Source organism: Natronosalvus halobius (assembly GCF_024138145.1).
In the GTDB taxonomy this organism is placed as follows: Archaea; Halobacteriota; Halobacteria; order Halobacteriales; family Natrialbaceae; genus Natronosalvus; species Natronosalvus halobius.
In genome coordinates, this window is record NZ_CP099997.1 from 3,294,012 (window position 1) to 3,318,051 (window position 24,040).

The window sequence follows — 24,040 nt, forward strand, 5'->3', positions numbered from 1 at the left end:
GGCCCGATCCAATTTCGTCTCACGCCGGTTATACCGTCCCGATTCGATCTCGTCGTACGTCGGTCACCGCCCCGATCCGATCGACGGCGCACTAGGCCGGGGTTCGCCCGCCCCGGACCAGTTTAAGCACGCCCTGGGCGAGCATCCCGAGCATCGTCCACTTCCAGGCGAGTGCGGCGAGGACGAGCAGTCCTGCCGCCCTGATTCGGCGGCCGTTCTTGAACGCCCGTTTCGCCTCCGCGGCGACCGAGAGGACTGTCAGCGATCGAGCCGCTTTCGAGCCGAGGAGTCGTTTGAGTACCATACCCTCTCTATCTTTCGAGGCGGGTTACTTCGCGTGCCGGGATGTGCAAGCTATCGCGGAATTACTCCGGGTCGAAGCCGCCCACGAGTCGGTCGAGCGCGAAGAGCGCGAGTGCCCCGACGAGGGTCCAGACGGCGGCCAGCACGATCGTATCGGCCGTCCAGGTATGCGTCTCGCCGATGTTGTGCAGCGGGGCGGGCGTCGAGCCGGCGATGAGGCTCACCAGAAACAGTAGCGTCGTGTTTCGGTGTCGGTCGAGCGCCGCTCGGACGATGCGCGCGACGCTCAGCAGGCCGACCAGCCCGCCAGCGACGAATAGAACCACCGTGGTTCCAGGAGCGATGACGGCCTCGAGCGAACCCCCACCGACGAGACCGGCGATTCCCGAGAGAAACGCGCTCAGTTCGCCCGAGAGGAAGACGTACTGGCCGAGCAGAATCAGGATGAGCGACCCGGAGACGCCCGGCAGGATCATCGCGCTGATGGCGAGGGCACCGGCGAAGACGATGGTGATCGCACCGCTTCCCGGCAACTCGAGGACGTTCGCTGCGATGAGCAATGCGAGCGACGCGCCCGCGATGGCCGCGAGTACGTCCGTCCGCGTCCGAACCCGGAGCTCACGGTAGAGGACGATCGCGGATGCCCCGATGAGCCCCGTGAAGAAACCAAAGAGGGCGACGGGATGCGATTCCGCGAGCGACGCCACCGCGCTGGCGATGAGCGCGACGGCAGTTACTGCGCCGATGCCGAGCGGGAGGAGGAAGCCGACGTCCATCTCGAGGAGCGCCTCCCTGGCCGAGTTGCGGTTTCCCGGACGAACGCCGTTGAGCACGGTCCAGATACGACTTGGGGTGATCGACGTGATCGCCGCGATCAACCGACCGTAGAACCCGAGGAGGAGGGCGATCGTTCCGCCGGAGACGCCAGGGAGGGCGTCCGCCGTTCCCATGCAGAGCCCGTAGGCGTAGATTCGGAACATCGACAGGCGCTCGACGAGGCGCTCGTCGACGCTATAGCCCACGCCGCGTCACCTCGAGGGCGCGTGGCGCTCGCCGGACGGTCGTCGAGGCTGACGATTCGCGGGGCCGTTTGGCGTCCATTACAGGTTCGTACCGCGGGGAGCCCCTAAAACGGTTCTACTCGCCACGGTTCCTGCGGGCTGCGATCGGCCACTCGGACTCGAGCGTCGACGGCCGTCACTCGTTGGCGCTCGAACTCGCTGCACTTCCGGTTCCCGTATAGTCGCTCCCGATTACCTCGCGCAAACGTTCGGCGGTTACTTCGCCGACGCCGTCTGCCTCCCGCAACTCGTCCTCGCTCGCGATCATCACCGCCTCGACGGTCCCGAAGGTCTCGAGCAGCGAGCGAGCAGTCACCGGACCGACGTCGGCGATCGAGGAGACGACGTACTCCTGTTGCTCGCTCAGGGTCTTTGCGCCCTTCTCCCCGTGGACGGACACCTCGCGGTTCGAGAGCTGTTGTTCTCGCTTGGCGATCGTCGCGAGCAACTCCGTCGTATCGTCCTCGCTCTCGCTCCGGAGTATGCTCGCCCCGAAGTCGACCGCCAGACTGGAGAGCGCTCCTCGAATCGCGTTCGGGTGGACGTCGCGCTGTTCGTACAGGCCCTCGCCCTCGACGATGACGACCGGGCGGGAGTAGTGACGGGCCATCGCGCCCACCTGCTCGAACACCGAACGGTCGCCCCCGACGAGCGAGTCGACGAAGTCAGCCACCGACTTTCGCTCGACCACCACGCGGTCCGAGCAGACGTAGTCGCCGACGTCGAGCGTCTCCAGACGGATTTCGATTTCCTCGCGCCTCGAAAGTTCGCGGGCGATGTTGGCGTCCATCTCGCGCTGGTCGGCGACGATTTCGACCGCGTCGCCCTCGGCGCTGGGTTCGTGAGTTTCGACCGTCGCGGCTTCTTCGTCGACTGCGTCAGTCTCGCCGGTGGCGTCCCCGTCCACCGCTTCGCCCTTGTCGCCCTTGTCGCCCTCGTCGCCTTCATCGCTCCCGTCACTCGAGTCGGTCGCCTCGCCAACGAAATCCTGCAGTCCAGGTTGGCTGCTCACTTCCTGACTCCCACTCGAGGTGTCGCTCTTCGGTGCAGATTTTTCCCCGCGCGAGCCCGCGGACGCCCCGGTGTCGAACGCCTCGAGGGACTGCTGAGCGTCGTCGAGTTCGGACTCGAGGTCGTTCGCCATCCCCTTGAGTTCCCGAAGTTCGCTCTCCATTTCCTTCTCGCGACGCCTCGAGATCCAGAAGTAGGCCTCGTCACGGGTGTCTTCGGCCATCAGGACGACGACGCGTCCCTCCGCCTGGCGGCCGGTCCGACCCTTGCGCTGGATCGACCGGATCGCGGTCGGGACGGGTTCGTAAAAGAGCACGAGGTCGACCTCGGGGACGTCCAGCCCCTCCTCGGCGACCGACGTCGAAACCAGGACCTCGAACTCGCCGGCTCGGAAGTCGTCCAGGACCTCCTGTTGTTGCTTCTGGGTCATCCCGTCGCTGCCCTCGCGGTCGCCCTGGCCGACGAAGCGCTTCGCGTCGAAACTCGTGTCCAGGAACTCGGTCAGCGCCTCGGCCGTGTCCCTGGATTCGGTGAAGATGATGACGCGCTCGCCGCCTTCAAGCCCCAGCGTCTCCGCGAGCAGCATCCGCGTCTTGCGATACTTGGGGTGGAGTTCGTCGTAGGACTCGGCTCGTCGCATCGCCTCTCGCACCCGGGGATCGCTCACCAGCCGCTGGCTCGCCTTCGAGGCGCCGGAGCTGCGGGCCTGGTTGCGCTGGCGCTCGAAGTACCGCCGCAGCGCCTCGACGCTCTGGGTCTCCACGAGGGTGACGGCCTGACGAAGTTTCATCACCTCCGCGTGGACGGACATTCCCTTGAACCCCTCCGACTGGTCGTTGTTGATCAGTTTCTGTAACTCCGCGCGCATTCGGTTGAGGTCCTTCTGGGACTGGTCGGGCTGGGTCGACCTGGCGACCCCCAGTTCTTTGAGCTTCTCGAGACGTTCCGTGATCACCTCGTTCAGGGCGTCCCTGATTTCGATGACGTCGTCGGGAAGCTGAATGCGTTCCCACTCGACGTCGGTGTCGTGGGTAAACTCCGCGACGTCGGCGTCGTCCTCGGTCATCACCTCGACCTCTCGCAGTCCGAGATTCGAGCACACCTCCAGGATGGCCTCCTCGTCGCCGCCTGGGGAGGCGCTCATCCCCGTGACGAGCGGGTCCGTGGCGTCGGCGTGGTAGCGCTCGGCGATGTAGTTGTAGGCGTAGTCGCCGGTGGCGCGGTGGCACTCGTCGAAGGTGCAGTGAGTAACGTCCGCGAGGGAGATGCGAGAGCCCACGAGGTCGTTCTCGATCACCTGCGGCGTCGCCATGATCACGGTCGCGTCGTCCCATAGCGCCGCGCGGTCGTCGGGACTGACGTCACCGGTGAAGACGACGATCTCCTCGTCGGGGATCTGGAGGGCTTCGCGGTAGAAGTCGGCGTGTTGCTGGACGAGGGGTTTCGTCGGCGCGAGCATCAGGGACTTGCCACCGGCCTCGTCGAGGCGTCGGGCGGTCACGAGCAGGCTCACCGTCGTCTTGCCGAGTCCGGTGGGCAGACAGACGAGGGTGTGGTCGTTCGCCGCGGTGCCGGCGAGTTTTAGCTGGTAGAGACGCCGCTCGAGGAAGTCCGGTTCGAGCAGCGGGTGGTCGATGGAGGGCGTTCCCTCGTCCGTCGCGGCCATTGCCCCCGATTCGGGGCGGGATCGGTTAAGGGTTCTCGTACCGCGGTGAAAGTGAACGAGGAGGTTCCTGACTCGCTCTTTATCGACGCACCTCTTCTAACTGCCTGGCGGGCGTGTGATCAGGTATGGATGAAACGGGAACGATGGACGGCACCCATCGCGGCGGAATCTCCCTCCGATCGCTCTCGCGAGGCGACGTCCTCGAGGCCCTGGCGTTCGTAATTGGCGTCAACGTCGTCGGCGGGCTCCCCGCGGTGCTCGGCGGCCCCGACAGCGCCTGGTTCGAGAGCCTCGAGAAACCCACTTATTACCCGCCCGAACTCGCGTTCCCGGTCGTCTGGACCCTCCTCTTCACCCTGATGGGGCTCGCTCTGTGGCTGGTGTGGCGGTCCTCGAGGGACGGCCGACGGCTGGCTCTCGGACTGTTCGCCGTTCAGATGGCGTTCAACGTTTCCTGGACGCCGGTGTTCTTCCAGCTCGAGGAGGTCGCGGCGGCGCTCGCCGTCATCGTCATCCTCTGGGTTCTCCTCGTCGTGACCATCGAGGCGTTTCGACGGGTCGACCGGCGTGCAGCCGCGTTGCTGGTTCCGTACCTCGCCTGGGTGACGTTTGCCGCCGCTCTGAACTACGGTATCTGGCGGCTGAACGCCTGAGGGGCCGAGACTCGAGATCACCGGAGTGCGATCTATCGCCTCCAACCTGGTTATCCATTTCCTGTCGAGTCAGTTTCGAGTCGATTTACCGCCCGTGTCGACGGGCGCGTCGTGGGCCTCGGACGCCCGCACCCGATCGCTGGCGTACGCGAGCGCGCGTTCGAAGGTCGCCGGGCCGTCGTACGCCGCCTCGAAGAGCGACATGAACCGACGGGCAAGTTCGTCGCACCTGGGGAAGCGAAAGACGGAGCGAATCGTCCGCGATGTGGACTCGAGGCCCTCACCGGCGGGACCATCGGACGACGCGAGTTCGGGATAGGTCGTCGTGGTGATCGTGTACCCCGGCTGGTCGTCGCCGTCGATGGAGGCGGGAGCGACCCGCGCGCGCAGGTCCTCCGATTCGTGGCGGTACGTGACGTAGGCCATCTCGTGGTCGCTCGTCGCTGCCGTGTACCGTCTGTGGGTCTCGACGCGCCAGCCCACTGGCGGGTCCTCGAGTTCCTCTTCGGTCATCGTCCACTGAAACGACGGGAACTACCACGTCCGTATCGACTCGAGCAATATTACCGGACTAACGTCCTACCTTCCGACGCATGTCTGGTGCTACTGGCGTAGAAGGGGAAATTTGTGTACGTATGTCCGGGAGTAACGAGTCGATTTGGACTATCGGTCGTTCGCCCGCGGATACTCCGCCGCGAACACGTCCTCCACCAGCGGTTCGCCGTCGGCGGCGTTCGCCGCGGCGTCGGGTTCCGCCGGGCTGTCCGCGGCAGGACTCACACTCCCCGTCCGATAGCCGTGGAGGTCGAGGGTGACGTGATCGAATCCGAGTTCGAGCAGGGGGTCGCGGATCGACTCGACGAACGCCGAGTCGAGGGCGTCCTCGAGTTCGTCCGGATCGATTTCGATGCGAGCGAGGCCGTCGTGGTCGCGCACGCGAAAGCCCTCGAATCCCCACTGGTGGACCAGCGCCTCGGCGCGCTCGATCCGCGAGAGGCGGTCCTCGGTGACCGACAGCCCCGTCGGAATTCGCGAGGAGAGACAGGCCATCGACGGCTTGTCCGCCACGGAGAGACCGTAGGCGTCGGCCAGTTCCCTGACTTCCGACTTCGAGAGGTCGTGGGCGAGCAGCGGTGAGTGGACCTCGAGTTCCTCGACGGCGCGCAGGCCAGGTCGGTGGCCGGCGCCGGGGTCGTCCGCGTTGGTCCCGTCACAGACCGTCTCGATACCGAGTTCGCGGGCCTTCTCGAGCATCTTCCCCAGGCGCATCGTTCGACAGTGGTAACACCGGTCCTCGTCGTTCGCGACGAAGGCGTCGCTGTCGAGTTCTGAGAACTCGACGACTTCGTGGCGGATGCCGATTTCGTCGGCGACGCGTTTCGCGTCCTGGAGCTCCGATTCGGGGAGAGTCTCGCTCTTCGCCGTGCAGGCGACCGCGTCCTCGCCGAGGGCCTCGTGGGCGAGAGCCGCGACCGTGCTCGAGTCGACGCCGCCGGAGAAGGCGACCAGGACGCCGTCGTGGGTACCGAGGTCGTCGACGGCGGCCGCGCGTTTTGCCTCGAGGTCGAGGGTCATAGCCCTCGTTTGGCCCCGAGGGCCAAAAGCGCGTTGTCACGAACGGAGGTGCGGTTACACGATTTTCGGCTACTGGTTGTTTTCTTCGATTCGAACTGCTATTCACGCTCGCCCGCTGGATAAACGTCGCGTTCACAATTCCGGCGTCGAATTTTGAACAAGGCCGTCTCGCGATGGCAGTAGTCAAACTAGGTTAAAAGCGATATGATTAACAGGGGTCGAATCGTGGTATACTCAAATGCCGACTCGAGAACTTCCGGCGAATGCGCCGGGCTATTATCGCGAGTCGCATCCACACCCGTACTATATCCCGGAGAAACTCCCCTTTTCCACAGCGGTTCCTGTTGACGACGAACTCACGAACCTTCTCGCAGACGCGTCCTTTCAACTCGGTCGCCTCGACGGGATCAGTCCAACCGTCGACTTTGCACCGGTCCTCTACACGTCTCTCGTCCGACTCGAAGCCGTCGAAACCGCTGAGATAGAGGGTGCTGACGTCGACGTGGACGAGGTCTACGCCTACCACACGCGTACCAGTGCAGGCACAAACGTCGACACGAGCAAAGACCTCCAGGAAGTTCTGAATGCCGAACGTGCACTTCGGGACGGGTTCAACGCAATCAAACACGGCGATTCGATAACGCTCGAACTCCTCCAGTCACTCCACGAGTCGCTCCTCGAAAACGTCCGCAATGAAGACGAAGCAGTCGGGGAATGGCGAACCACAGATGTTCACCTCCCTGCCCCACGTTCTGGCAAGCCACCGTTCGTTCCGCCGCCGCACCAGGACGTTCCTGGTCTTATGGACTCTCTCGAGGCGTACATTCAGATGGGCGGCCAACATCACCCACTCGTCGACCTCGCAATTACGCACTACCAGTTCGAGACGATCCATCCCTGTGAGGACGGGAACGGACGGCTTGGCCGTATCCTCATCGTGTTGCAACTCTGTGCTGATGGCTACCTGGACGAGCCATACCTCTACCCGAGCGCCTACTTCAATCGTAACAAACAACAATACGTCGAACGGATGCGCGCCGTGAGTGAAAACGGGGAGTGGCGTGACTGGATCGCGTTCTTTATCGAGGGTATCGAAGTACAGGCTCGGAACTCGTATCAGCGGACGGTGAACCTGATGGAGCTTCAACATGACTACGAACGACGGTACCCGCACCAAAAAGCGAGTCATCGCCTCGCGCGAGGTGTATTCGACATGCCATACTTCACGGCTAGCGAGGTCCAGAATCGGTTCGACGTCAGTCGCCAAACCGCATACAACGCCATCGAGGAGTTAGTATCCGAGGGTGTTCTCGTCGAGACGACCGGGAATCAGCGAAACCAGGAGTACAAAGCAGTCGACGTCTTCGACATCCTCGAGGGAACACCGAATCACTAGCCGAACCGACGAATCGAACACCGTGCAGACGACTGAACACGAGACTCGTTTCGGCGATACAACGAGCTTCGAATCACTTCGATTCTCCAGTCAAACCTCGGGTGGGTAGCTGGGATGCACGACGATGCTACCTGTGGTGAGTCATAAGACATCACCGCGAACCGTCGCCCCTGCCTGCTCGTCCCGCCAGGCGTGGACCGCCTCCGCGGCCTCCCGGGCCTCCGCGTCGTCCATCCCGAGCATCTCGAGCGCGCCCGACAGCGTGGGAAACGCTAGTTCGCTGTTTCGCACCTTCTCGAGGGCGTCGTCGCTGTGAACCCCGTCGGACCAGAGACAGACGCCTCGCGGGTCGAGCAGCTGGGTGTAGTCCTCGCGCAAACGCGCGCCGCGCAGGCGCTGGGTCACGTTGTCCTCGAACCGGGCGTTGCAGACCTCGAGGTGGACTGGTTCGTCGTCGGCGAGCAACTGGGCGGCGAGACACTTCTCGGGGGCGGCGTGGCCGTTCGCGTTGGCCCGGAGGTACTCCGGATGGGCGCGGGCCCACTCGGCCCGAACCGATTTGCCGACGCCCCTGACGCCGTGGCTCTCCTCGAACTCGGCTTCTGCCTCGGGTTCGTCGCGCATCAGTACGTCCTTCGTCAGGTAGACGTCCAGACGGTCGACGGGGTCGAGGCCGAGCGCTAGGTCGCCGTAAATCCACACCTCGCGGACGGGAACTGGCAGTGGTTCCGAGTCGACGGTCTCGAGGATCGCCTCCACCCTGTCGACGGCGTCGTCCCGGCTGAATCCGCTCATAGTTCGAGGTTGGGTCGAGTCGGGCAAAACGGTTTTCCTCGACCTGCGCCGATCAGCGAACAGCGAACTCGTTCGCTCGCCCCGCAAACGTCTGTTTACGCTCGTTTGGACTCGTCGGTCCCGACGTACACTTCCTTCTCGGCTCTCGCGTGACGGGTGCCGTCCGCGGCAACGATGTCGACCGCGTAGGTCCGGGTCGTCGAGGACTCGGTCTCGAGGATCGACTCGATTTCCTCGAGTTCCGCGTCCGAGAGCCGGAACCTGGCGTACAGCGTCTCTTTGGCCGGCTTCTCGAACTCGATGGTGGCCCTTCTGTCCCAGACGACGTAGGAGTCCTCGAGTGCCTGGACGAGCATCATCGCGTAGATCGGATCGATCGCGGCGTAGATGCTCCCGCCGAAGGTCGTCCCAAAGACGTTCTTCGTCCGCCAGCTACGCGGGATCGAGACGCGGACCTCCTGCCAGTCGCTCGCGATGTACCGAACCCGGCCGCCGGCGAGTCGGTAGGCCGGAAAGAGGTTGAAGCGATAGCGCGCGAGTTTCGTCCGGAGGGATTCGGGCATTGCGTGCGTATTCGGTCTTGGGGGAGCCGACGTAGCGGCTTCGGTTTCTCGTCTCGATGTCCCTCTGCGCTCGTTGCGGACAGCGTATGCTTTTGTCACTTCCCGACGAATGGACAGGCGAGATGCGCCATCGAATCTTCAACGACGAGGGTGAGGAGGACCTCGTCTTCGTCATGGGCTTCGGGAATCGCTGGACTCACGAGAACGTCAGCTGGCTCGTCGGGACGCTCGCCAACGCCGGTTACCGCGTCCACGCGTTCGAGTTGCCCACCAACATCGAGGACTTCAAAGCCGACTGGCTCGAGCCCGTCGCCGAGTACGTCGTCGACCTCGAGGAGTACCAGCTCCTCGCCCACAGCGCGGGCTCGCTCGTCGCCCAGGCGCTCGACGGCGCGGACAACCACGTCTACCTGAGTCCGTGGTGGGGGTACAACGAGCGGGTTCCCGGCCCGGTCCTCGACCTCGTCTCCCAGATACCGACGAGCGCCCCGTTTCTCCCGCGTGGCGAGGCCGGCAGGTCGGCCATCGGTGACCTCGCGACGGACCACCAGCTCGCAACGAGCCCGAAGTGGGTCTCGCCGTCGTTCGTCCGGGAGACGCGGCGCGCCCAGGACGACCTCCTGGCGATCGACCACGACGCCGTCGTCTTCTGTTCGCTCAAAGACCCTATTATCGACCACCAGCCCATCGGCGAGCGGGTGCCACCCGAACACGTGGTCCTCTACGACGGCGGTCACGAGCTGTTCTCCTCGAGTGTCCGCGACCAGTACGTCGGCCTCCTGTTGACTGCGCTCGAGGGTGGAGCCGACGCGATCGAAGCGGCCCACGGGATCTACACGCTCGAAGCGTCGGACGACCGTGGCGACGCCGTCGACGCCGACGCTGGTGGCGATTCTGGTACCGACGCCGACGACGAAGCCGACGCCGTCGACGCGACCAACTAGACATTGCAGTCAGCGAAGAGCGACCAGTTTCAACCAGGGAAGAGCGACCAGTTACAGTCGGCGAGGAGCGAAACGCGTTTCCCCCCGAACCCGCTACCTCGAGTCGATGAACTGCAACCGGTGCGACGGCGAGGCGGTGATGCACGCCGCCTACTCGGGGGCGCACCTCTGTGAAGCCCACTTCCTCGAGTCCGTCGACAAGCGGGTTCGGCGTCGGATTCGCCGCGACGACCTGGTCCCGCGAGACGCTAGTCCCGAGAACCCCCAGACGTGGGTAATCGGCCTCTCGGGCGGGAAAGACAGCGTCGTCCTGACTCAGATCCTCTCGGAGACCTTCGCCGAAGACCCCCGGATCGAACTCGTCTGTCTCACGATCCACGAAGGAATCGAGGGCTACCGCGACGAGAGTCTGGCGGCCTGTCTCGAGCTGACCGAGGATCTCGACATTCGCCACGAGGTTGTGAGCTACGAAGAGGAGTTCGACGTCCGCATGGATCACGTCGTCGAGGACGACCCCGAAAACATGGCCGCTTGCGCCTACTGCGGCGTCTTCCGACGCGACCTCCTCGAGAAGTACGCCGACCGCTTCGGCGCCGACCTGATGCTCACCGGCCACAACCTCGACGACGAGGCCCAGACGGCCCTGATGAACTTCCTGGAGGGCGACGTCTCCCAGATCGCCAAGCACTTCGACGCGAGTCTCGGCCCGCTCGACGAACGCCGTGACCAGGACAACTTCGTTCCCCGGGCCAAACCCCTCCGTGACGTCCCCGAGAAAGAGGTCGCCCTCTACGCTCACCTCCGGGATCTTCCTGCCCACATCACCGAGTGCCCCCACTCGAGCGAGGCCTACCGCGGCGAGATCCAGCGACTCCTCTACGATCTCGAGGAAAATCACCCCGGAACGCGCCACTCCATCCTCTCGGGCTACGAGGAACTCGCCGGCATCGTCGCGGATCGCTACGACGAAGACGGCGACGACGCCGACCTCCAGGCGTGTACCGAGTGCGGGTCGACGACGACACGGGCGATCTGTCGGAAGTGCTCGCTGCTCGAGTCGATCCACGCCGTTTGAGTTCTTTCGAGAACGCTCTCGACGTATTACGTCGTCGTACTCGGCAGTTCCCGTTTTCACTCTCGTTAATGGCGTCTCGAGAGCGGCTAGCGGTGCTCGCGGATCGCTTGCCGTGTAGATAGTGTCACGCCGAGCGTCGCCACTCGAGGGCGTGAAAGCGTCGGTCGGCCAGAGTGGTGTGTCTGGTGTGGTGTCCCGCGGCGGCGGTGTGTCAATGCCGCCGCAGGCGGCCGACCGATGTGTCGTGATTGGTGATCGCGATCGCGTTGGTGTGTCGTCGCGATTGCAGTGTCGTTTCGGCTCGAACGATCGAACAGTTGAACGCCGTGTTAGCGGATGACGTCGACGCCGTTGTTCCGCTCGACCTGGTCGCGGCCGCCGTCGCTCTGGGCACCGAAACTCGAACTCGAGCCCGAGTGGGAGCGCGAACTCGAGCGACGCCCGCCCGAACCCCGCTCCTGTGTCTGCGAGACGTTCTGACTCGCGTCGAAGTCCGCCTCGGTCACGCCCTCCAGGCTGGCGCGGGATTTGTCGGCCTGTTTCTGCGTACTCGGGCCGAGCACCTGCGCGCTCTGGACGCCGGTCATGATCGCCATGACCCGCACCTTGCCCTTGTAGCTCTCCTGGATCCGGGCGCCCCAGATCACGTTCGCCGAGGCCTCGAGGCGCTCGGTGATGTTGTCGGCGATCCCCTCGGCCTCCTTCAGCGTGAGGTCGGGGCCGCCGGTAATGTGGACCAGTCCGCCGGAGGCGCCGCGATAGTCGACGTCCAATAGCGGATGGTTCATCGCGTCGCGGACGACCTCCTCGGTCTTGTTCTTGTCCTGGGTCTCCCCCACGAGCATCACCGCGACGCCGCCCTGATTCATGATCGTGGACATGTCCGCGTAGTCCAGGTTGATCAGGCTCGGCTGGGTGATCGTCTCGGAGATGCCTTTGACGGTCTCGGCGATGATCTGGTCCATCACCGAGAACGCCTTCCCGATCGGCAGATTCGGGACGTAATCGAGCAGCCGGTTGTTGTCCAGGACGATGATCGAGTCGGCCTGCTCGCGCAGCTTCTCGAGGCCTTCCTCGGCCTTGACCGTGCGGGCGCGTTCGACGTTGAACGGCGTCGAGACCATCCCGACGACGATGGCGCCCTGTTCTTTGGCGATCTTCGAGGCGACGGGTGCGGCACCGGTGCCGGTACCGCCACCCATGCCGGCCGTGACGAAGACGAGGTCCGCGTCTCCGAGGACCTCCTTGATCGTACCCTGGGCCATCTCGGTGGCACGCTCGCCCATCGAGGGGTCGCCGCCGGCACCCAGTCCGTTCGTGAGCGACTTGCCCACGAGGATTTTGGTGTCGGCCTCGATCATCTTCAGGTGCTGTTTGTCGGTGTTGATCGCGATGGTCTCCGCGCCTTCGACACCGATGTTGTACAGCCGGTTGATCGTATTGTTACCGGCTCCACCGCACCCGATGATGACGATCCGGGGCTCCCCGAACTCGTCGTCATCGAGGGACCCGTCCATGTTCTTGGCCTCTTCCTCCGCGTTTTCGAGGGCGTCTTGCACGATGTCCTGCATCGTTACACCTTCGCCCAGCCGCGTTTACCCGGCTGTTCGTGGCGACCCTCGTACTGGTCGTTGATCATTTCTCGGACGGCCGAACGGATAGCTTCACTCCGGTTTGGAAACTCCCCCGTCTCGACCAGCTGTTCGACTTCTTCGATCTGCTGTTTCGGAATTCGCAGTGTCACACGCTCCATTATTGTATTCCCCGTATTGGGTAAGACGGTGCGCGCCCCTGTCAGACGCGGCGTGTCTTACACGTCGAATCGGCCGCATTCGGGCGATTCCCGGGTGACTTCCACCCGCTGTAAGACAACCGTCTTACGCGACTGTAGCCAACAGGCTGGTGGGTATTAAAACTATCGGCGACGGTGACCGTCCATGTCTTACAACAGTGTTGCTTGTATGACGGTCACGACTGATTCGACTCGAGCACGTCCGCTGCCGGCGTTCGACGGCCACAGCTCGGGCAGAACGCCCAGTCCGATCGCACCTCGTCCCCGCAGTCACAGAAGACGCGGTGGGTTGCCTTCTCCCCGCAGTTGGGGCAGAAGACGTGTTCGGACTCGAGTCCCGTTCCACACTGGCCACATGCGCTCGCGCCTCGAGCGGGACGGTCCTCGACCGAACGCGCCGGCTGATCTCGCGTCGAGCCGTTCGAGGTGCCTGTGTGGTCGGCCGCGCGCGTCTCCTCATCCATTGCTGGAGCGGGAGTGAATTCGGTCTCGCGTGCACGCGTCGCCTCGACGCCCTCGAGCGCGATGGAGACGTTGACGTCCTGGCCGCTCGACGACTGACGAGCGGACAATCGCCGCTCGAGTAGGGAGTCGATCCGTTCCTCGAGCAAGGCGTCGAGGCTGTCGTCCGGAGCGTCGGCGCGAGCGTCGTCGGTCGGACGGGCGTCGACACCGTCTGTCGGCTGCTCGTCCAGGAACGCTCGGAGTGCCTCGCGCATGACCTCGCTCTTCGAGGCATCGAAGGCCTCGAGTTCGGCGACGAGGTCGTCGTCCGCGCGGAACGTGATCTTTCCCATGGTCGATTCAGTTACCGACCATATTATAACTCATCCTATATGAAACTTCCCACGCGTCCGACGCGTGTCTCACACGCCGCGAATAATAACCCTTATACCGCCTTCGTCTGCTACGTACGAGTGACCGCTCTTAGCTCAGCCTGGTAGAGCAGTCGACTGTAGATCGACTTGCCCCCCGTTCAAATCGGGGAGAGCGGACTTCTTCGTCGAGCGGATCACGTTCGACCGACAGGAGCGATTTCGATACCACGTCGAGACGTTGCTCCCGAAAATGACTGCTCGAGTGCTCTCCTCCGTATCCAGGAGCTACGTTTTTCAGATGAACGTTTACGACGATTAGGACGGCCGAAGCTGCACGATTGCATCGTCGCGCTCGAGCGGGAACGGCTCGTGGGCCATCCCGTCGCGGTTCGAGGTCCCGAGGAGGACGCTCCCGTCCGGGGCCTGCGTGACGGTCCGGACTCGTCCGAATTCGTTCTCGAGAAGGTGATGGGCGGTTACGGTGTAGGCGTCGTCGAGCCAGGGGGCGTCAAACCGCTGTGCGTCGTCGTCCTGGAACGGACCCTCGGCGTCCGCGTCGGACGACCGGAGCGAGAGGACGGCGAGAGACTGGCGCTGTAGCGTCCCGACCAGGAGGCGGTCGCGCCACTCGGGGATGGCGTCACCAGTGTACCGAACGCACGCGCTGGGTGCCCACGTGTCGTCCGGCCCGGTGTTGACGAGCGGCGGCGCGACGTCCTCGTGGGCGTCGTAGGACTCGTACTCGGGGTCGTCGGGACCGCCCTGGACGTCCGGCCAGCCGTAGTTCGCGCCGGGCCGGAGGACGGTCACCTCGTCGCGGCCGTTCGGCCCGTGGTCGACGCAAACGGGCGTGTCGTCGGCGAGCCAGGCGATTCCCTGCGGGTTGCGGTGTCCGTAGGAGAACACCCGGGGGTCGGCGCCGTCGATGTCGGGATTGTCCGGTGAAGGCTCGCCGTCCGCCGTCAGCCTGAGGACCGTCCCGCCGAGGCTCCCGGGGTCCTGTGCAGGCGTTTTCTCGGCGGTCCCGGCCGTGACCCAGAGCGCTCCGTCGGGACCGAACGTGATCTCGCCGCCGATTGTGTGGTCCCCGGCGATGCCCTCCAGGAGCACCTCGTGGGTCGCCTCTGGATCGCTCGATTCGGCGTCGAATCGACCGACGCGGTTTGCCCCGCCCACGTTGTAATACAGGTAGACGTACGCAGGATTCGGGTACGATGGGTGGATGGCGATCCCCTGGATCGACTCGCCTGGCCACTCCTGTCGTTGCTCGTCGGGAACGTCGCCCACCCGTATCGGATCGTCGGCTGTCTCGAGCAGCGTCTCCGCGTCCAGGCGCAGCAATCGTCCCGCGCGTTCGGAGACGAAGACCTCGTCGGTGGGCGTAAACGCGATCTCCCAGGGGACTTCGAGGTCGACGAGCAGCGGCTTGGGGTCGACGTCGGCCTCGAGCGGCGATTGGGGTGATTCGTCGCCAGAATCGTTCGAGGGCCCGGTTTCGACGGTTTCGTCCCCGTCGTGCTCTCGCTCCCCGCCTTCATCTTCATCCGGTCGTGACTCGTCGGCGCTGTCGGGCATCGAACAACCGACGAGCGCGGTGCTAGCGGCCGCAGTTGCAGTGAGCAGATGGCGACGGGAGAGTCGACTCGGCCGATCAAACATTTCGTGACCGTTTGGCCTCGAGATAAATAGCTCCGGTGAGGGTGAAGGTGTCACGACCTCGAGGATGAATTCCGACGGGTAGACGCGATCCGACAAATCGGGCTACTCGGCGAACTCCCGAACCCGACCGCCTACCGCACGATCTGCGGAATCGCGTCCAGGCCTGCCACTTCGTAGGTGGCGCCCTCCGAAAGTTCGACGTCCCGACAGTGGTCTCGTCGAACGAACACCGAGTCCATTCCCGCCCGGTGGGCGGCGAGTACGTCGCTCTCGCTGTCTCCGACGTAGAGCGCACGGTCGGCCTCGACGTCGAGGTCGGCCAGCGCCCGCTCGAGGTAGTGTCCGTTCGGCTTTTGCAACGCCAGGCTCTCGAGGGTCTTCTCCCGGCCGTAATACGTCTCGAACAGGTGCTCGAGGTCGAAGTACTCGAGGACGAACTCGATCGTAGTGTGGTGATTGTTGCTGACGATCCCACAGGGATGGTCGAGTGTCTCGACCGCTTCGATGTCGTCGTACGGTCCGCGCGTTCCGTCCCTGAACCGGTGAAACTGGGATCGTTCGTCGTGATCCTCCCACGTCCGCCAGAACGGCTCCGGCTCGAGGTCGTACCGGCGACAGAGTTCCCGGACCCGCTCGGCGGGGACGCCGTCACAGAGTTCGTCGACGATCGCTCGGTCGACGGTTTCGACGCCCATCGCTTCGAACGCGGCCGTCGTGGCCTCCGCCTGGACGTCGTCGGTCGGCGGGTGCACGAGCACGCCGTCACTGTCGAAGATGACTGCGTCGTAGGCTGTCACTCGCGAACGTGTTCACTGGAATCACCTGATCGTTTCGGTCTCCCGAGACGCGCGATTCGCTGCCGTCCGGCTACCCCCGCAGTCGCCAGCCGACCGCTTTTTCCGCCGCTCGTGGTAGCGGCGACCATGAGTGACCAGCCACCAGATGCCGATTCGAGTGCGGGTTCCGGCCAGGGCGACCCCGACCCCGGTCCTGATCCCGACCCCGATCCCGAACGCGTCCAGGAGCGCGCGCGAGAGCGCCAGTCGTCCCGGGCCGAGTCGACCGAGGACGTCCTGGAGACCGTCGAAACGCACCTGGGCGACCTCGAGTATCCCGTCTCGAGCGAGGAAATCGCGGCCGAGTACGGAAGTGAACCGATCGACCTGCCCAACGAGACCGAGACGATGGGGAGCGTCTTCGATCGGTTGGCCGGCGAGACCTACGACACGCCCGAGGAGGCCAGAGAGGCGATTTTCGGGCAGCTTACCGGCGAGGCGGGCGGGCGAACAGAGGCGAACCCGGAGCGCGACCTCGAGTCGCTGGATGAGGCGGAACAGGGGTCGCCGAGCGAGAGCGGAGGCAGTGGTCTCTGATTGGTCGAGTAGGGCCCGTCGGCCACCCCGTCTCGTCGGCCACTCCGTCTCGTTCATACCGTCTCGTTCGCCGAAGACCGAGACGACGCCACCGTCCACCGTCATCCATTTTGAGTGTTTCGAGCGACGAGCGTCGCGGCTCCCGGACCCGCAACCGTCTCAGGACGTGTCTACTCGTCGCCTCTCGGCATCCTCGAGAGCCACAGCCAGCCGGCGACCAGGGGGGCGTGGATCGTCGCGAGCGGGTAGGCGGTTCGATTGGGGTCGACTCCGAACCCGGCGGCCAGTCCGACGGCGGCGACGCCGACGAGTGCGATCAGGCCGGCCGTGACCCGCCGGTCGGCGGGAAAGCCGACGGCTCGAGCGCCGGCCCAGCAGAGCGCGAGCGCGTAGGCGAGACTCCCGAGCGGCCAGTAGCGGAGGAACGAGGGCGTCGGTCCTGGTTGGTCGAGAAACGTCGGCAGGAGGGTGACGTGCCCGGTCTCGAGGACGACCGTTCCCCAGGGAAAGAGCAGCGTCGTCCCGCTGGTTTGGATGACGACCCAGGGAACGACACCGAGGGACAGCAGGGCGAGCCAGCGGACGATTCGATTGCGGCGATTCTGGCCATCCGTCTCCGATTTCTGACTCGTGTTGTCGCCTGCTTCGCCCGACCTGTTCACCTCGTCCGACTCGTCGACGGACGCCACGTTACCGGCCACCTCGGCAACCCCGCGCCTACTAGCACGTTCAGAACGGCCGTACGCCCGACGTTTCCCGCCCGTGATCGTTCGTCTCAGCACGCTCGAGCGTCCGTGGCGCGGCGAAAAAAGCGTGGCGACCGCTCGCGACCGGAGAACTCATCACGTCGTGCCTGTACGAGTGGCGCATGTCGACGATCCTCGTGACGGGCTACGAACCGTTCGGCGAGTTCGAAACGAATCCGGCGCGCCAACTAGCCACAGCGCTCGACGGCACCCGAGTGGCGGGAGCAACCCTTGTCGGGCGCGAACTCCCGGTAGCCTTCGACCGGGCGCGTCCCGCGCTCGTCGAACACATCGAGCGCCACGACCCGACGCTGGTCGTCTCGCTCGGTCTGGCCGCCGGCAGACCCGCGCTCTCGCTCGAGCGCGTGGGTATCAACCTCCGTGACACCGCGGGGACGCCGGACAACGACCACCGCTCGGTCCTGGACGACCCGGTCGACGTCGGGGGACCGGACGCGTACTTCTCGACGCTCCCGGTTCGTGAGATGCAAACGGCCATGCGCGAGGCCGGCGTTCCGACGACGCTGTCGACGTCGGCGGGCACCCACCTCTGTAACGATATCCTCTACGCGACGCGTCGATACGTCGAGACGAACGACCTCGAGACCCGGTCGGGGTTCGTCCACGTCCCGCTGAGTCACGAGCAGGCAGCCACCCGCGAGACCACGCAGCCGAGCATGGCGCTCGAGACGATGCGACGCGGGATTGAGGTCGAATTGAAGACGGCACTCGGGATCGGTCTCGAGACGGCACTCGAGGAGTGAACCGCACCCGCTGCTACACATTTGATATAGCGACCCAGCGTATATCTGCGCCACATCTTCCGCTCGCGGGTTCACCTCTCGAGGCACTCCTGGACGCTCAGACGGTGAGCGTGGGCGACGAACGAGGGCAATGGACGCCGATTTCGTCCGACTGCTAATGGCGCCGTCCCGGGAAGTCTTCGTCCTCCAGGCCGAACGGCCGATAATGCCTCCGATGCGCGTCTGCTACGCCTGCGAACGAACGTTCGAGACCCCTCGAGCCCGGTGTGACTGTGGTGAACCGCTGTGGCGGCCCATCGAGCCACTCGAGAGCTGTCCCTCGGACGCTGGCTCGAGCGGGCGATCGATCTGGCGGTACGACGCTGTGCTCCCGGCGAGCCAGCCGACGGGCGACCTCGAGGCCGGCGGTGCGGCGGTCTGGCGAAGCCGCTCCCTCGAAAGCTACGCTGGAGCGAACGTCTGGCTCGCCGACGAGGGACGAAACCCGACGGGGAGCTTCAAGGATCGAGGAAGCGCTGTCGGCGTCGCGGCCACCCTCGAGGCCGGAATCGATCGCGTCGGGACCGTCTCCCACGGCAACATGGCGTCGAGTGTGGCGGCACACGCGGCGGCCGCCGGGATCGACTGCACCGTCCTGGTCCCTGCGGACATCGCCGAGGAGCGAATCCGGGCCATCGCCCGGTTCGACCCGCAAATCGTCCGCGTCCATGGTGACTACGGCCGACTGTATTACGACGCCCTCGAACTCGGGCGAAGGCACGGAATCCAGTTCCTCAACTCCGACGTTCCGCTCCGGGTCGCGGGCCAGAAGACGCTCGCGTTCGACCTCCTGGAGACCGTTCCCTCGCTGGACGCCATCGTCCTCCCGGTCAGCAGCGGCGGCAACGCGAGCGCGGTCTGGAAGGGGCTCCTGGAGTTACGCGCCGGCGGATTACTCGAGTCGCTGCCGCGATTGTACCTGATCCAGGCGGCGGCCTGCGATCCGATCGCGGCGGCGTATCGGTCAGATCGAGAGCGCGTCGATCCCGCTTCGGGCGTGAAAGAGACTGTCGCCTATTCCATCGCCAACGCCGACCCGCCAAGCGGGACCCGTGCGCTTGCGGCCGTTCGCGACACCGACGGCGCCGCCCTCTCGGTCGACGACGACGCGATCCTCGAGGCCCAGGACCGCCTCGCTCGCGACGCTGGTGTGCGCGTCGAACCCGCCTCGGCAACTACGGTAGCGGGGCTTCGCCGACTGACCGAGCGCGGAGACGTCGGCCCGGACGAGACGGTCGCCTGTGTACTGACCGGGCGCGGCTACGGCGGCGAGGGCGAGCTTCCGTCGGCGCCAGTCGTCGACCGGGAGGACCTCGAGTCGTCGCTCGACTCCGAGTGAGGTACTGGCGACGCCGATCCGAGCGTGTGACGGCGCTGTGGAGGCAGGCCGCGAGAGAGCAAGCGTACATAATACTCTTATTACCGGACGGTGTACGCCCGGGTATGGCAGACAAACCGACCTCCGGTGAGATTTTCGGTGTCCCGTACAACTTCGAGCGACCGAGTTTCGGCCGAATGCTCTCGTCGTACTGGCAACCCGGTGAGGGAATGCTCGTCGAGAAGCCCTTCGGCGTCGGCTACACGCTCAACCTGGCCAACTGGCGCTCCTGGATCGTCGTCGTCATCGCGGGCGCGTTGCTCTGGCAGGAACAGTCGCCGTCGTCGGATTCGGAGTCGGATTCGGAGTCGGCGATCGATCCGGTCGAAGTGATCGTCGACGACGAGAGCGACGACTGAGCGGTCTTAGCACTTCTCGACCGTTTCCGTTCGTTCGAGCCGCGAGTTCGAGCGTCAGATTCGGTGCTCGAATGTCGAAAGCTCCGGTGCTCGACCCTCGAATCGCGCGTCGGCTCAGGCCTCGAGTGCGCGGTCGCGAACCCAGCCTTCGGCGCCGAACTTCCGCTCGGCCAGGTCGGCCGCAGCCTCGAGTTCCGCGGCCCGCCACTCGCCCTCCTCGGCGTCACACCACCCACCGAGCGCGTTGGCGAGGTAGTCGACGGCCTCCTCGCGGTCGATTCCCGCCTGTTCGCGGATGCTCGTGACGCGGTCCGTAAACGTCTCCGGCTCGACGTCCGCGGCGAAGACGCCGACGTGGGTTTCAGGCTCGATGTCGAAACTCAGCGAGCCGTGCTGGATGACGACGTCGCGCTGGCGGTACTGGGCGTTGCCGCTGATTTTCTTCGTCTCGGACTCGCTCGCGGGGGCCACCACGTCGTGAGCGGGGTGGATGTCCCGGAGATAACACGATGGGCGGTAGATGGCCTCCTGTTTCGACTCCGCGAAGTCGGCGTCGACGCCCATCCGCGAGAACGCCTCCAGGATGGGTTCACAGAACATGGCGTAACAGTCCATCAGGTCGCCGGGGACTTCCGCGGCCGGGGCGACGATGGTGTAGGAGATGTCCGCGACGGCGTCGTGGTAGATGCCGCCGCCGCCGGTCTGCCGTCGGGTGACGTCGATTCCGTGTTCCTCGCAGAAATCCCAGTCGACGGTGTCGGGTTCCTGCTGGTAGCCCAGCGAGAGCGTGCTGGGTTCCCAGTCGTAGACCCGAACGGTACGCAGGTCGTCCTCGAGCGCCGTTCGCGCGGCGATTTCTTCGAGGGACATCTGGGTCGCTCCGTCCCTGGGGTCGTCCCTGATCAGGCGCCACTCGCGGTCGACGAGGTCGGTCATACCCGTGTGCTCGTCGGCCACCGAGAAATGGATTCCGACGTGCGATCACTGTCGACCGTCGGCTGTCGACCACCGACGAATCCCTACACAAGCACCCGGTTTAGATCCGTCTAAAAATCGAGTTCGGTAGTAACTATTTTATAGTTTGTAGGTACTACGTCCCGACAATGAGCGAGCGATTACGGTCGTCGGACGGACCCTCGATTTCCCGTCGTCAGGCACTCGCGAGCGGCGCTGGCGCCCTCGTCACCGGAACTGCGGGCTGTCTCGCGGGCGTCAGAGGGAGTCCGTCGGGGAACGAGGACGGGTCGCCGGTCGTCGCGGCGTCGTTTTTCAGCTTCTACGACTTCGGGCGCAAGGTGGCGGAGAATACGCCTGTCCAGGTGACGAACCTGGTTCCGACCGGCCTCCACGGCCACGGCTGGGAACCGGACGCAAGCATCACGCGCGACATCATCGAGGCGGACGCGTTCATCCACGTCGGCGCCGACTTCCAGCCCTGGGCCGACCGGGCGATTCAGACGCTGGAGGACGACGGGGTCGACACGGCGTTGATCAATGCCCGCGAGGGCATCGAACTGGTCTCGCTGGCGGCCAGCCTGGACCCGGAAGAGGAGGGCGTCGGCGACGGACGGGGTCTGGATCCGCACTTCTGGCTCGATCCCCAGCGAGCGAAGCGCTCCGTCGACAATATCGCCGACGGCCTGATCGAGGTCGCCCCCGACCACGAGGAGACGCTCCTGGCGAACGCCGAGGCGTACAAGGCTGACGTCCTGGATCGGATCGACGCGGACTACGAGCGAATCTTCGAGACGGCTTCGCGGGACGTGGTCCAGCTCGCGGCCCACAACGCGTTCCAGTACGTCGGCGTTCGCTACGGCGTCGAGATGCGGCCGCTGGTCACGAACCTCGCCGCGAGCGGGAACGTCGCCCCGAGCGACATCGTCGCGGCCAAGAAGACCATCGAGGAGAACGACATCGAGTACATCGGTGCCGCGGTCTTCGAGACGCGCAAACCGGCCGAGCAGTTGCTCGCGGAGACGCCCGTCGAGGCCTACTTCCCCGTGACGCCGTACGCCGGCGTCTACGAGGAGTGGGTCGACGCGGGCTGGGGGTACGAAGAGATCGCGTACAACATCAACATGCCCACGTTCAACGTCGTTCTCGGCAACGAACCGCCGGACGAGGCCGGACCGGACGGCTGGGCCGACGAGTGGCGAAACTTCGAGTGAGAGCAATGCACACGACACCCACCCAGGAACCCTCTACGAACGCTGTCGGCGTGGAGGCGCCCGTCATCGAACTCGCTGACGTCGACTTCGGATACGCGTCGACGCCGGTCGTCGAGGACGTCTCGCTTCGCGTCGACCCCGGCGAGTACGTTGCCATCGTCGGCCCGAACGGCTCCGGGAAGTCGACGCTCATGCGACTCGCACTCGGATTACTCCAGCCGGACCGGGGCACCGCACGCCTGTTCGACGAACCCGCCCACCGCTTCGACGACGGCGCTCGAGTCGGCTACGTCGCCCAGCGGGCGAGCGCCTCGACGGAGATGCCGATCACGGTTCGCGAGGTCGTGAAGATGGGCCGGTTCCCTCACGTTCGCTTCGGTCGCCTGGACGAGGCGGACTGGGCAATCGTCGACCGCGCCCTCGAGACGGTCGGAATGCACGCGTTCGCCGACCGGCGGATCACGAACCTCTCCGGGGGCCAGCGCCAGCGAGCGTTCATCGCGCGGGCGCTCGCGGGCGAGGCGGACCTGCTCGTCCTGGACGAGCCGACCGTCGGCGTCGACGCCGAATCGGTCGAGGCGTTCTACGACCTGCTCGAATCGCTCAACGATTCGGGGATCACCGTCCTCCTGATCGAACACGACCTGGGCGCGGTGACCGCCCACGCCGACCGGATCGTCTGTCTCAACCGCGAGGTGTACTTCGACGGGACGGCGGAGGCGTTCGTCGAGAGCGACGCGCTCGGCCGGGCGTTCGGGGCGGCAGCGGCCATCGTGGGTGACCGCCGATGAGTGGACTGGCCGCCGGCCCGTTGCAGTCGAGCCCTCTCAACTCGCTGCAATCGGGGCCCGTCGACGTCGCCCTCGAACCGCTGTACTGGCTGCTCGAGGCGTGGTACTGGCTCCTGTCCCAGCTGTACTACGTTACGGGGCTCGAGATGATTCACCCCGAGTACGCGTTCATGCACCGGGCGATCCTGGTCGGCCTCTGCATCGGCGTGATGGCCCCGCTCATCGGCACCTTCCTGGTCCACCGCCAGCTCGCGCTCATCGGCGATGCCCTCGCACACACCGCGTTTGCGGGCGTCGCGGTCGGCCTGTTCGTCAACGCGACCCTGTCGTTCTCGGTGTCGCCGTACCTGACGGCCATCGTCGTCGCGGTGATCGCCGCGTTGTTCATCGAACTCATCTCAGAGTACACCGACGCCTACAACGACGTCTCGATGGCGATTGTCCTCTCGACGGGGTTCGCCCTCGGGACGGTGCTCATCAGCCTCAACGCGGGCGGGCTCACCGTGTCGATCGACCAGTACCTCTTCGGGAACCTCTCGACGGTGTCGGCCGAAAACGCGGTCCTCCTGCTCGTGTTGTTCGCCGTCGTCGTCGGCACGGTCGCGCTCACCCGCAATCAACTGCTGTACGTCACCTTCGACGAAGTGGCCGCCGAGGTCGCGGGGATTCCCGTGCGCTGGTACAATCGCGTGATGGTGATGCTTACCGCGCTGGTCGTCGTCGGCGCGATGCAGATCATGGGCGTCATCCTCGTGGCAGCGATGCTGGTCGTCCCCGTCGCCGGCGCCTCGCAGGTCGCACGAAGCTTCTCACAGGCGCTGCTGGCGTCGGTCGTTCTCGCCGAACTCGCCGTCGTCATCGGTATCGGGGTCGCGTACTACGCCGAGGCGACCGCCGGCGGCGTCGTCGTGCTGGTCGCCGTCGCCATCTACGTCGGCTGTGTCGGCCTCGGCAAGCTCTTCACCGGAACCCACCGCGAGGAGTCGGTGACGGACGTCGACGCGATCGACGGCGACGGGGCCTCGCTCGAGTGACGGCTCGATCGCTGAACCCGGAACGCTCCCAGGTGGGCCACCTCGAGCGGTTTCGCCCGGTCGCTCGACCACTATAG

At 65.1% G+C, this 24,040-nt stretch carries 25 protein-coding genes and 1 tRNA gene; 12 read left to right on the plus strand and 14 right to left on the minus strand.

Annotated features, from left to right (window positions below; translation table 11 throughout):
* Positions 1 to 91: 91 nt before the first annotated feature.
* The 3 genes from NGM15_RS15950 to NGM15_RS15960 all read right to left on the minus strand — a co-directional run bounded on the left by NGM15_RS15950 (position 92) and on the right by NGM15_RS15960 (position 4,041).
* The gene (locus NGM15_RS15950; RefSeq protein WP_253433085.1) at positions 92 to 304 is read right to left on the minus strand and encodes a hypothetical protein; all 213 of its coding nucleotides are present in this window, start codon (positions 302 to 304) and stop codon (positions 92 to 94) included.
* A 61-nt stretch (positions 305 to 365) separates the two neighbouring features.
* A complete protein-coding gene (locus tag NGM15_RS15955) occupies positions 366 to 1,325 on the minus strand; it encodes a DUF368 domain-containing protein (RefSeq protein ID WP_253433087.1) in 960 nt (319 codons plus the stop codon).
* Positions 1,326 to 1,500: 175 nt separating this feature from the next.
* Complete coding sequence (locus NGM15_RS15960) at positions 1,501 to 4,041, minus strand: DEAD/DEAH box helicase (RefSeq protein WP_253433089.1); 2,541 nt, start codon at positions 4,039 to 4,041, stop codon at positions 1,501 to 1,503.
* Positions 4,042 to 4,184: 143 nt separating this feature from the next.
* Here NGM15_RS15960 and NGM15_RS15965 point away from each other — a divergent pair, with 143 nt between their 5' ends.
* On the plus strand, positions 4,185 to 4,694 hold the full coding sequence (locus NGM15_RS15965; RefSeq protein ID WP_253438159.1) for a TspO/MBR family protein: 510 nt from the start codon (positions 4,185 to 4,187) through the stop codon (positions 4,692 to 4,694).
* A gap of 69 nt (positions 4,695 to 4,763) precedes the next feature.
* Here NGM15_RS15965 and NGM15_RS15970 read toward each other — a convergent pair whose 3' ends face one another.
* On the minus strand, positions 4,764 to 5,207 hold the full coding sequence (locus NGM15_RS15970; RefSeq protein WP_253433092.1) for a hypothetical protein: 444 nt from the start codon (positions 5,205 to 5,207) through the stop codon (positions 4,764 to 4,766).
* Positions 5,208 to 5,357: 150 nt separating this feature from the next.
* Positions 5,358 to 6,269 (minus strand): ATP-dependent sacrificial sulfur transferase LarE, encoded by a 912-nt coding sequence (larE, locus tag NGM15_RS15975; protein WP_253433095.1) that lies wholly within the window; start codon positions 6,267 to 6,269, stop codon positions 5,358 to 5,360.
* Positions 6,270 to 6,507: 238 nt separating this feature from the next.
* Here larE and NGM15_RS15980 point away from each other — a divergent pair, with 238 nt between their 5' ends.
* Positions 6,508 to 7,665: a Fic family protein gene (locus NGM15_RS15980; RefSeq protein WP_253433098.1), complete on the plus strand. Its 1,158-nt coding sequence runs from the start codon at positions 6,508 to 6,510 to the stop codon at positions 7,663 to 7,665.
* Between the two features lie 141 nt (positions 7,666 to 7,806).
* Here the strand turns inward: NGM15_RS15980 and NGM15_RS15985 are convergent, their stop codons facing one another.
* Both NGM15_RS15985 and NGM15_RS15990 read right to left on the minus strand, forming a co-directional pair.
* On the minus strand, positions 7,807 to 8,460 hold the full coding sequence (locus tag NGM15_RS15985) for a DUF7095 family protein (protein WP_253433101.1): 654 nt from the start codon (positions 8,458 to 8,460) through the stop codon (positions 7,807 to 7,809).
* Positions 8,461 to 8,555: 95 nt separating this feature from the next.
* Entirely contained in the window at positions 8,556 to 9,023 is a 468-nt protein-coding gene (locus NGM15_RS15990) for a DUF4442 domain-containing protein (RefSeq protein WP_253433104.1), read from the minus strand.
* Between the two features lie 122 nt (positions 9,024 to 9,145).
* Here NGM15_RS15990 and NGM15_RS15995 point away from each other — a divergent pair, with 122 nt between their 5' ends.
* Together NGM15_RS15995 and ncsA are read left to right on the plus strand one after the other, a co-directional pair.
* Positions 9,146 to 9,967, plus strand: coding sequence for a lysophospholipase (locus NGM15_RS15995; protein ID WP_253433107.1), 822 nt, complete (start codon positions 9,146 to 9,148; stop codon positions 9,965 to 9,967).
* Between the two features lie 106 nt (positions 9,968 to 10,073).
* Complete coding sequence (ncsA, locus tag NGM15_RS16000; RefSeq protein WP_253433110.1) at positions 10,074 to 11,042, plus strand: tRNA 2-thiolation protein NcsA; 969 nt, start codon at positions 10,074 to 10,076, stop codon at positions 11,040 to 11,042.
* A 329-nt stretch (positions 11,043 to 11,371) separates the two neighbouring features.
* Here the strand turns inward: ncsA and ftsZ are convergent, their stop codons facing one another.
* The 3 genes from ftsZ to NGM15_RS16015 all read right to left on the minus strand — a co-directional run bounded on the left by ftsZ (position 11,372) and on the right by NGM15_RS16015 (position 13,631).
* On the minus strand, positions 11,372 to 12,613 hold the full coding sequence (gene ftsZ, locus NGM15_RS16005; protein WP_253433113.1) for a cell division protein FtsZ: 1,242 nt from the start codon (positions 12,611 to 12,613) through the stop codon (positions 11,372 to 11,374).
* A 2-nt stretch (positions 12,614 to 12,615) separates the two neighbouring features.
* Entirely contained in the window at positions 12,616 to 12,795 is a 180-nt protein-coding gene (locus NGM15_RS16010; protein ID WP_253433115.1) for a ribbon-helix-helix domain-containing protein, read from the minus strand.
* A 215-nt stretch (positions 12,796 to 13,010) separates the two neighbouring features.
* Positions 13,011 to 13,631 (minus strand): double zinc ribbon domain-containing protein, encoded by a 621-nt coding sequence (locus NGM15_RS16015; protein WP_253433118.1) that lies wholly within the window; start codon positions 13,629 to 13,631, stop codon positions 13,011 to 13,013.
* A gap of 124 nt (positions 13,632 to 13,755) precedes the next feature.
* Here NGM15_RS16015 and NGM15_RS16020 point away from each other — a divergent pair.
* Positions 13,756 to 13,829 (plus strand) — tRNA-Tyr (locus NGM15_RS16020).
* Positions 13,830 to 13,967: 138 nt separating this feature from the next.
* Here the strand turns inward: NGM15_RS16020 and NGM15_RS16025 are convergent.
* Positions 13,968 to 15,311, minus strand: a complete 1,344-nt coding sequence (locus NGM15_RS16025) for a PQQ-dependent sugar dehydrogenase (RefSeq protein WP_253433120.1) — start codon at positions 15,309 to 15,311, stop codon at positions 13,968 to 13,970.
* 131 nt (positions 15,312 to 15,442) lie between these two features.
* Positions 15,443 to 16,108: an HAD family hydrolase gene (locus NGM15_RS16030; protein ID WP_253433122.1), complete on the minus strand. Its 666-nt coding sequence runs from the start codon at positions 16,106 to 16,108 to the stop codon at positions 15,443 to 15,445.
* Between the two features lie 126 nt (positions 16,109 to 16,234).
* Between NGM15_RS16030 and NGM15_RS16035 the strand changes: the two genes are divergently transcribed.
* Positions 16,235 to 16,684, plus strand: a complete 450-nt coding sequence (locus tag NGM15_RS16035) for a DUF5789 family protein (RefSeq protein ID WP_253433125.1) — start codon at positions 16,235 to 16,237, stop codon at positions 16,682 to 16,684.
* 170 nt (positions 16,685 to 16,854) lie between these two features.
* Here the strand turns inward: NGM15_RS16035 and NGM15_RS16040 are convergent, their stop codons facing one another.
* Positions 16,855 to 17,373, minus strand: coding sequence for a DUF8050 family protein (locus NGM15_RS16040; protein ID WP_253433128.1), 519 nt, complete (start codon positions 17,371 to 17,373; stop codon positions 16,855 to 16,857).
* 179 nt (positions 17,374 to 17,552) lie between these two features.
* Between NGM15_RS16040 and pcp the strand changes: the two genes are divergently transcribed.
* The 3 genes from pcp to NGM15_RS16055 all read left to right on the plus strand — a co-directional run bounded on the left by pcp (position 17,553) and on the right by NGM15_RS16055 (position 19,970).
* Entirely contained in the window at positions 17,553 to 18,194 is a 642-nt protein-coding gene (pcp, locus tag NGM15_RS16045; protein ID WP_253433130.1) for a pyroglutamyl-peptidase I, read from the plus strand.
* Positions 18,195 to 18,399: 205 nt separating this feature from the next.
* Positions 18,400 to 19,572, plus strand: a complete 1,173-nt coding sequence (gene thrC / locus NGM15_RS16050; RefSeq protein WP_425494486.1) for a threonine synthase — start codon at positions 18,400 to 18,402, stop codon at positions 19,570 to 19,572.
* Positions 19,573 to 19,676: 104 nt separating this feature from the next.
* Positions 19,677 to 19,970: a DUF5808 domain-containing protein gene (locus NGM15_RS16055; RefSeq protein ID WP_253433136.1), complete on the plus strand. Its 294-nt coding sequence runs from the start codon at positions 19,677 to 19,679 to the stop codon at positions 19,968 to 19,970.
* Positions 19,971 to 20,084: 114 nt separating this feature from the next.
* Here the strand turns inward: NGM15_RS16055 and NGM15_RS16060 are convergent, their stop codons facing one another.
* The gene (locus NGM15_RS16060; protein WP_253433139.1) at positions 20,085 to 20,906 is read right to left on the minus strand and encodes a lipoate--protein ligase family protein; all 822 of its coding nucleotides are present in this window, start codon (positions 20,904 to 20,906) and stop codon (positions 20,085 to 20,087) included.
* Positions 20,907 to 21,073: 167 nt separating this feature from the next.
* Between NGM15_RS16060 and NGM15_RS16065 the strand changes: the two genes are divergently transcribed.
* From NGM15_RS16065 to NGM15_RS16075, 3 genes are read left to right on the plus strand one after another with little or no spacing between them, the layout of a single operon-like run.
* Positions 21,074 to 22,138 carry a metal ABC transporter substrate-binding protein gene (locus tag NGM15_RS16065; RefSeq protein ID WP_253433142.1) on the plus strand — a complete coding sequence of 355 codons (1,065 nt, stop codon included), beginning with the start codon at positions 21,074 to 21,076 and terminating at the stop codon, positions 22,136 to 22,138.
* 5 nt (positions 22,139 to 22,143) lie between these two features.
* The gene (locus NGM15_RS16070) at positions 22,144 to 22,929 is read left to right on the plus strand and encodes a metal ABC transporter ATP-binding protein (RefSeq protein WP_253433145.1); all 786 of its coding nucleotides are present in this window, start codon (positions 22,144 to 22,146) and stop codon (positions 22,927 to 22,929) included.
* Positions 22,926 to 23,963, plus strand: a complete 1,038-nt coding sequence (locus NGM15_RS16075; RefSeq protein WP_253433148.1) for a metal ABC transporter permease — start codon at positions 22,926 to 22,928, stop codon at positions 23,961 to 23,963. The genes NGM15_RS16070 and NGM15_RS16075 overlap by 4 nt, the downstream gene beginning before the upstream one ends.
* Positions 23,964 to 24,040 lie beyond the last annotated feature (77 nt).

Excerpts from the sequence above, each read along its gene's own strand:
- NGM15_RS16075 (WP_253433148.1), top strand. The coding sequence starts at position 22,926 with ATGAGTGGACTGGCCGCCGGCCCGTTGCAGTCGAGCCCTCTCAACTCG.
- larE (WP_253433095.1), bottom strand. The coding sequence starts at position 6,269 with ATGACCCTCGACCTCGAGGCAAAACGCGCGGCCGCCGTCGACGACCTC.
- NGM15_RS16065 (WP_253433142.1), top strand. The coding sequence starts at position 21,074 with ATGAGCGAGCGATTACGGTCGTCGGACGGACCCTCGATTTCCCGTCGT.
- NGM15_RS16025 (WP_253433120.1), bottom strand. The coding sequence starts at position 15,311 with ATGTTTGATCGGCCGAGTCGACTCTCCCGTCGCCATCTGCTCACTGCA.
- NGM15_RS15960 (WP_253433089.1), bottom strand. The coding sequence starts at position 4,041 with ATGGCCGCGACGGACGAGGGAACGCCCTCCATCGACCACCCGCTGCTC.
- ftsZ (WP_253433113.1), bottom strand. The coding sequence starts at position 12,613 with ATGCAGGACATCGTGCAAGACGCCCTCGAAAACGCGGAGGAAGAGGCC.
- NGM15_RS16035 (WP_253433125.1), top strand. The coding sequence starts at position 16,235 with ATGAGTGACCAGCCACCAGATGCCGATTCGAGTGCGGGTTCCGGCCAG.
- thrC (WP_425494486.1), top strand. The coding sequence starts at position 18,400 with ATGCCTCCGATGCGCGTCTGCTACGCCTGCGAACGAACGTTCGAGACC.
- NGM15_RS15950 (WP_253433085.1), bottom strand. The coding sequence starts at position 304 with ATGGTACTCAAACGACTCCTCGGCTCGAAAGCGGCTCGATCGCTGACA.
- NGM15_RS16060 (WP_253433139.1), bottom strand. The coding sequence starts at position 20,906 with ATGACCGACCTCGTCGACCGCGAGTGGCGCCTGATCAGGGACGACCCC.
- pcp (WP_253433130.1), top strand. The coding sequence starts at position 17,553 with ATGTCGACGATCCTCGTGACGGGCTACGAACCGTTCGGCGAGTTCGAA.
- NGM15_RS16055 (WP_253433136.1), top strand. The coding sequence starts at position 19,677 with ATGGCAGACAAACCGACCTCCGGTGAGATTTTCGGTGTCCCGTACAAC.
- NGM15_RS15995 (WP_253433107.1), top strand. The coding sequence starts at position 9,146 with ATGCGCCATCGAATCTTCAACGACGAGGGTGAGGAGGACCTCGTCTTC.
- NGM15_RS15990 (WP_253433104.1), bottom strand. The coding sequence starts at position 9,023 with ATGCCCGAATCCCTCCGGACGAAACTCGCGCGCTATCGCTTCAACCTC.
- ncsA (WP_253433110.1), top strand. The coding sequence starts at position 10,074 with ATGAACTGCAACCGGTGCGACGGCGAGGCGGTGATGCACGCCGCCTAC.
- NGM15_RS15965 (WP_253438159.1), top strand. The coding sequence starts at position 4,185 with ATGGACGGCACCCATCGCGGCGGAATCTCCCTCCGATCGCTCTCGCGA.
- NGM15_RS15970 (WP_253433092.1), bottom strand. The coding sequence starts at position 5,207 with ATGACCGAAGAGGAACTCGAGGACCCGCCAGTGGGCTGGCGCGTCGAG.
- NGM15_RS15980 (WP_253433098.1), top strand. The coding sequence starts at position 6,508 with ATGCCGACTCGAGAACTTCCGGCGAATGCGCCGGGCTATTATCGCGAG.
- NGM15_RS15985 (WP_253433101.1), bottom strand. The coding sequence starts at position 8,460 with ATGAGCGGATTCAGCCGGGACGACGCCGTCGACAGGGTGGAGGCGATC.
- NGM15_RS16010 (WP_253433115.1), bottom strand. The coding sequence starts at position 12,795 with ATGGAGCGTGTGACACTGCGAATTCCGAAACAGCAGATCGAAGAAGTC.
- NGM15_RS16070 (WP_253433145.1), top strand. The coding sequence starts at position 22,144 with ATGCACACGACACCCACCCAGGAACCCTCTACGAACGCTGTCGGCGTG.
- NGM15_RS16015 (WP_253433118.1), bottom strand. The coding sequence starts at position 13,631 with ATGGGAAAGATCACGTTCCGCGCGGACGACGACCTCGTCGCCGAACTC.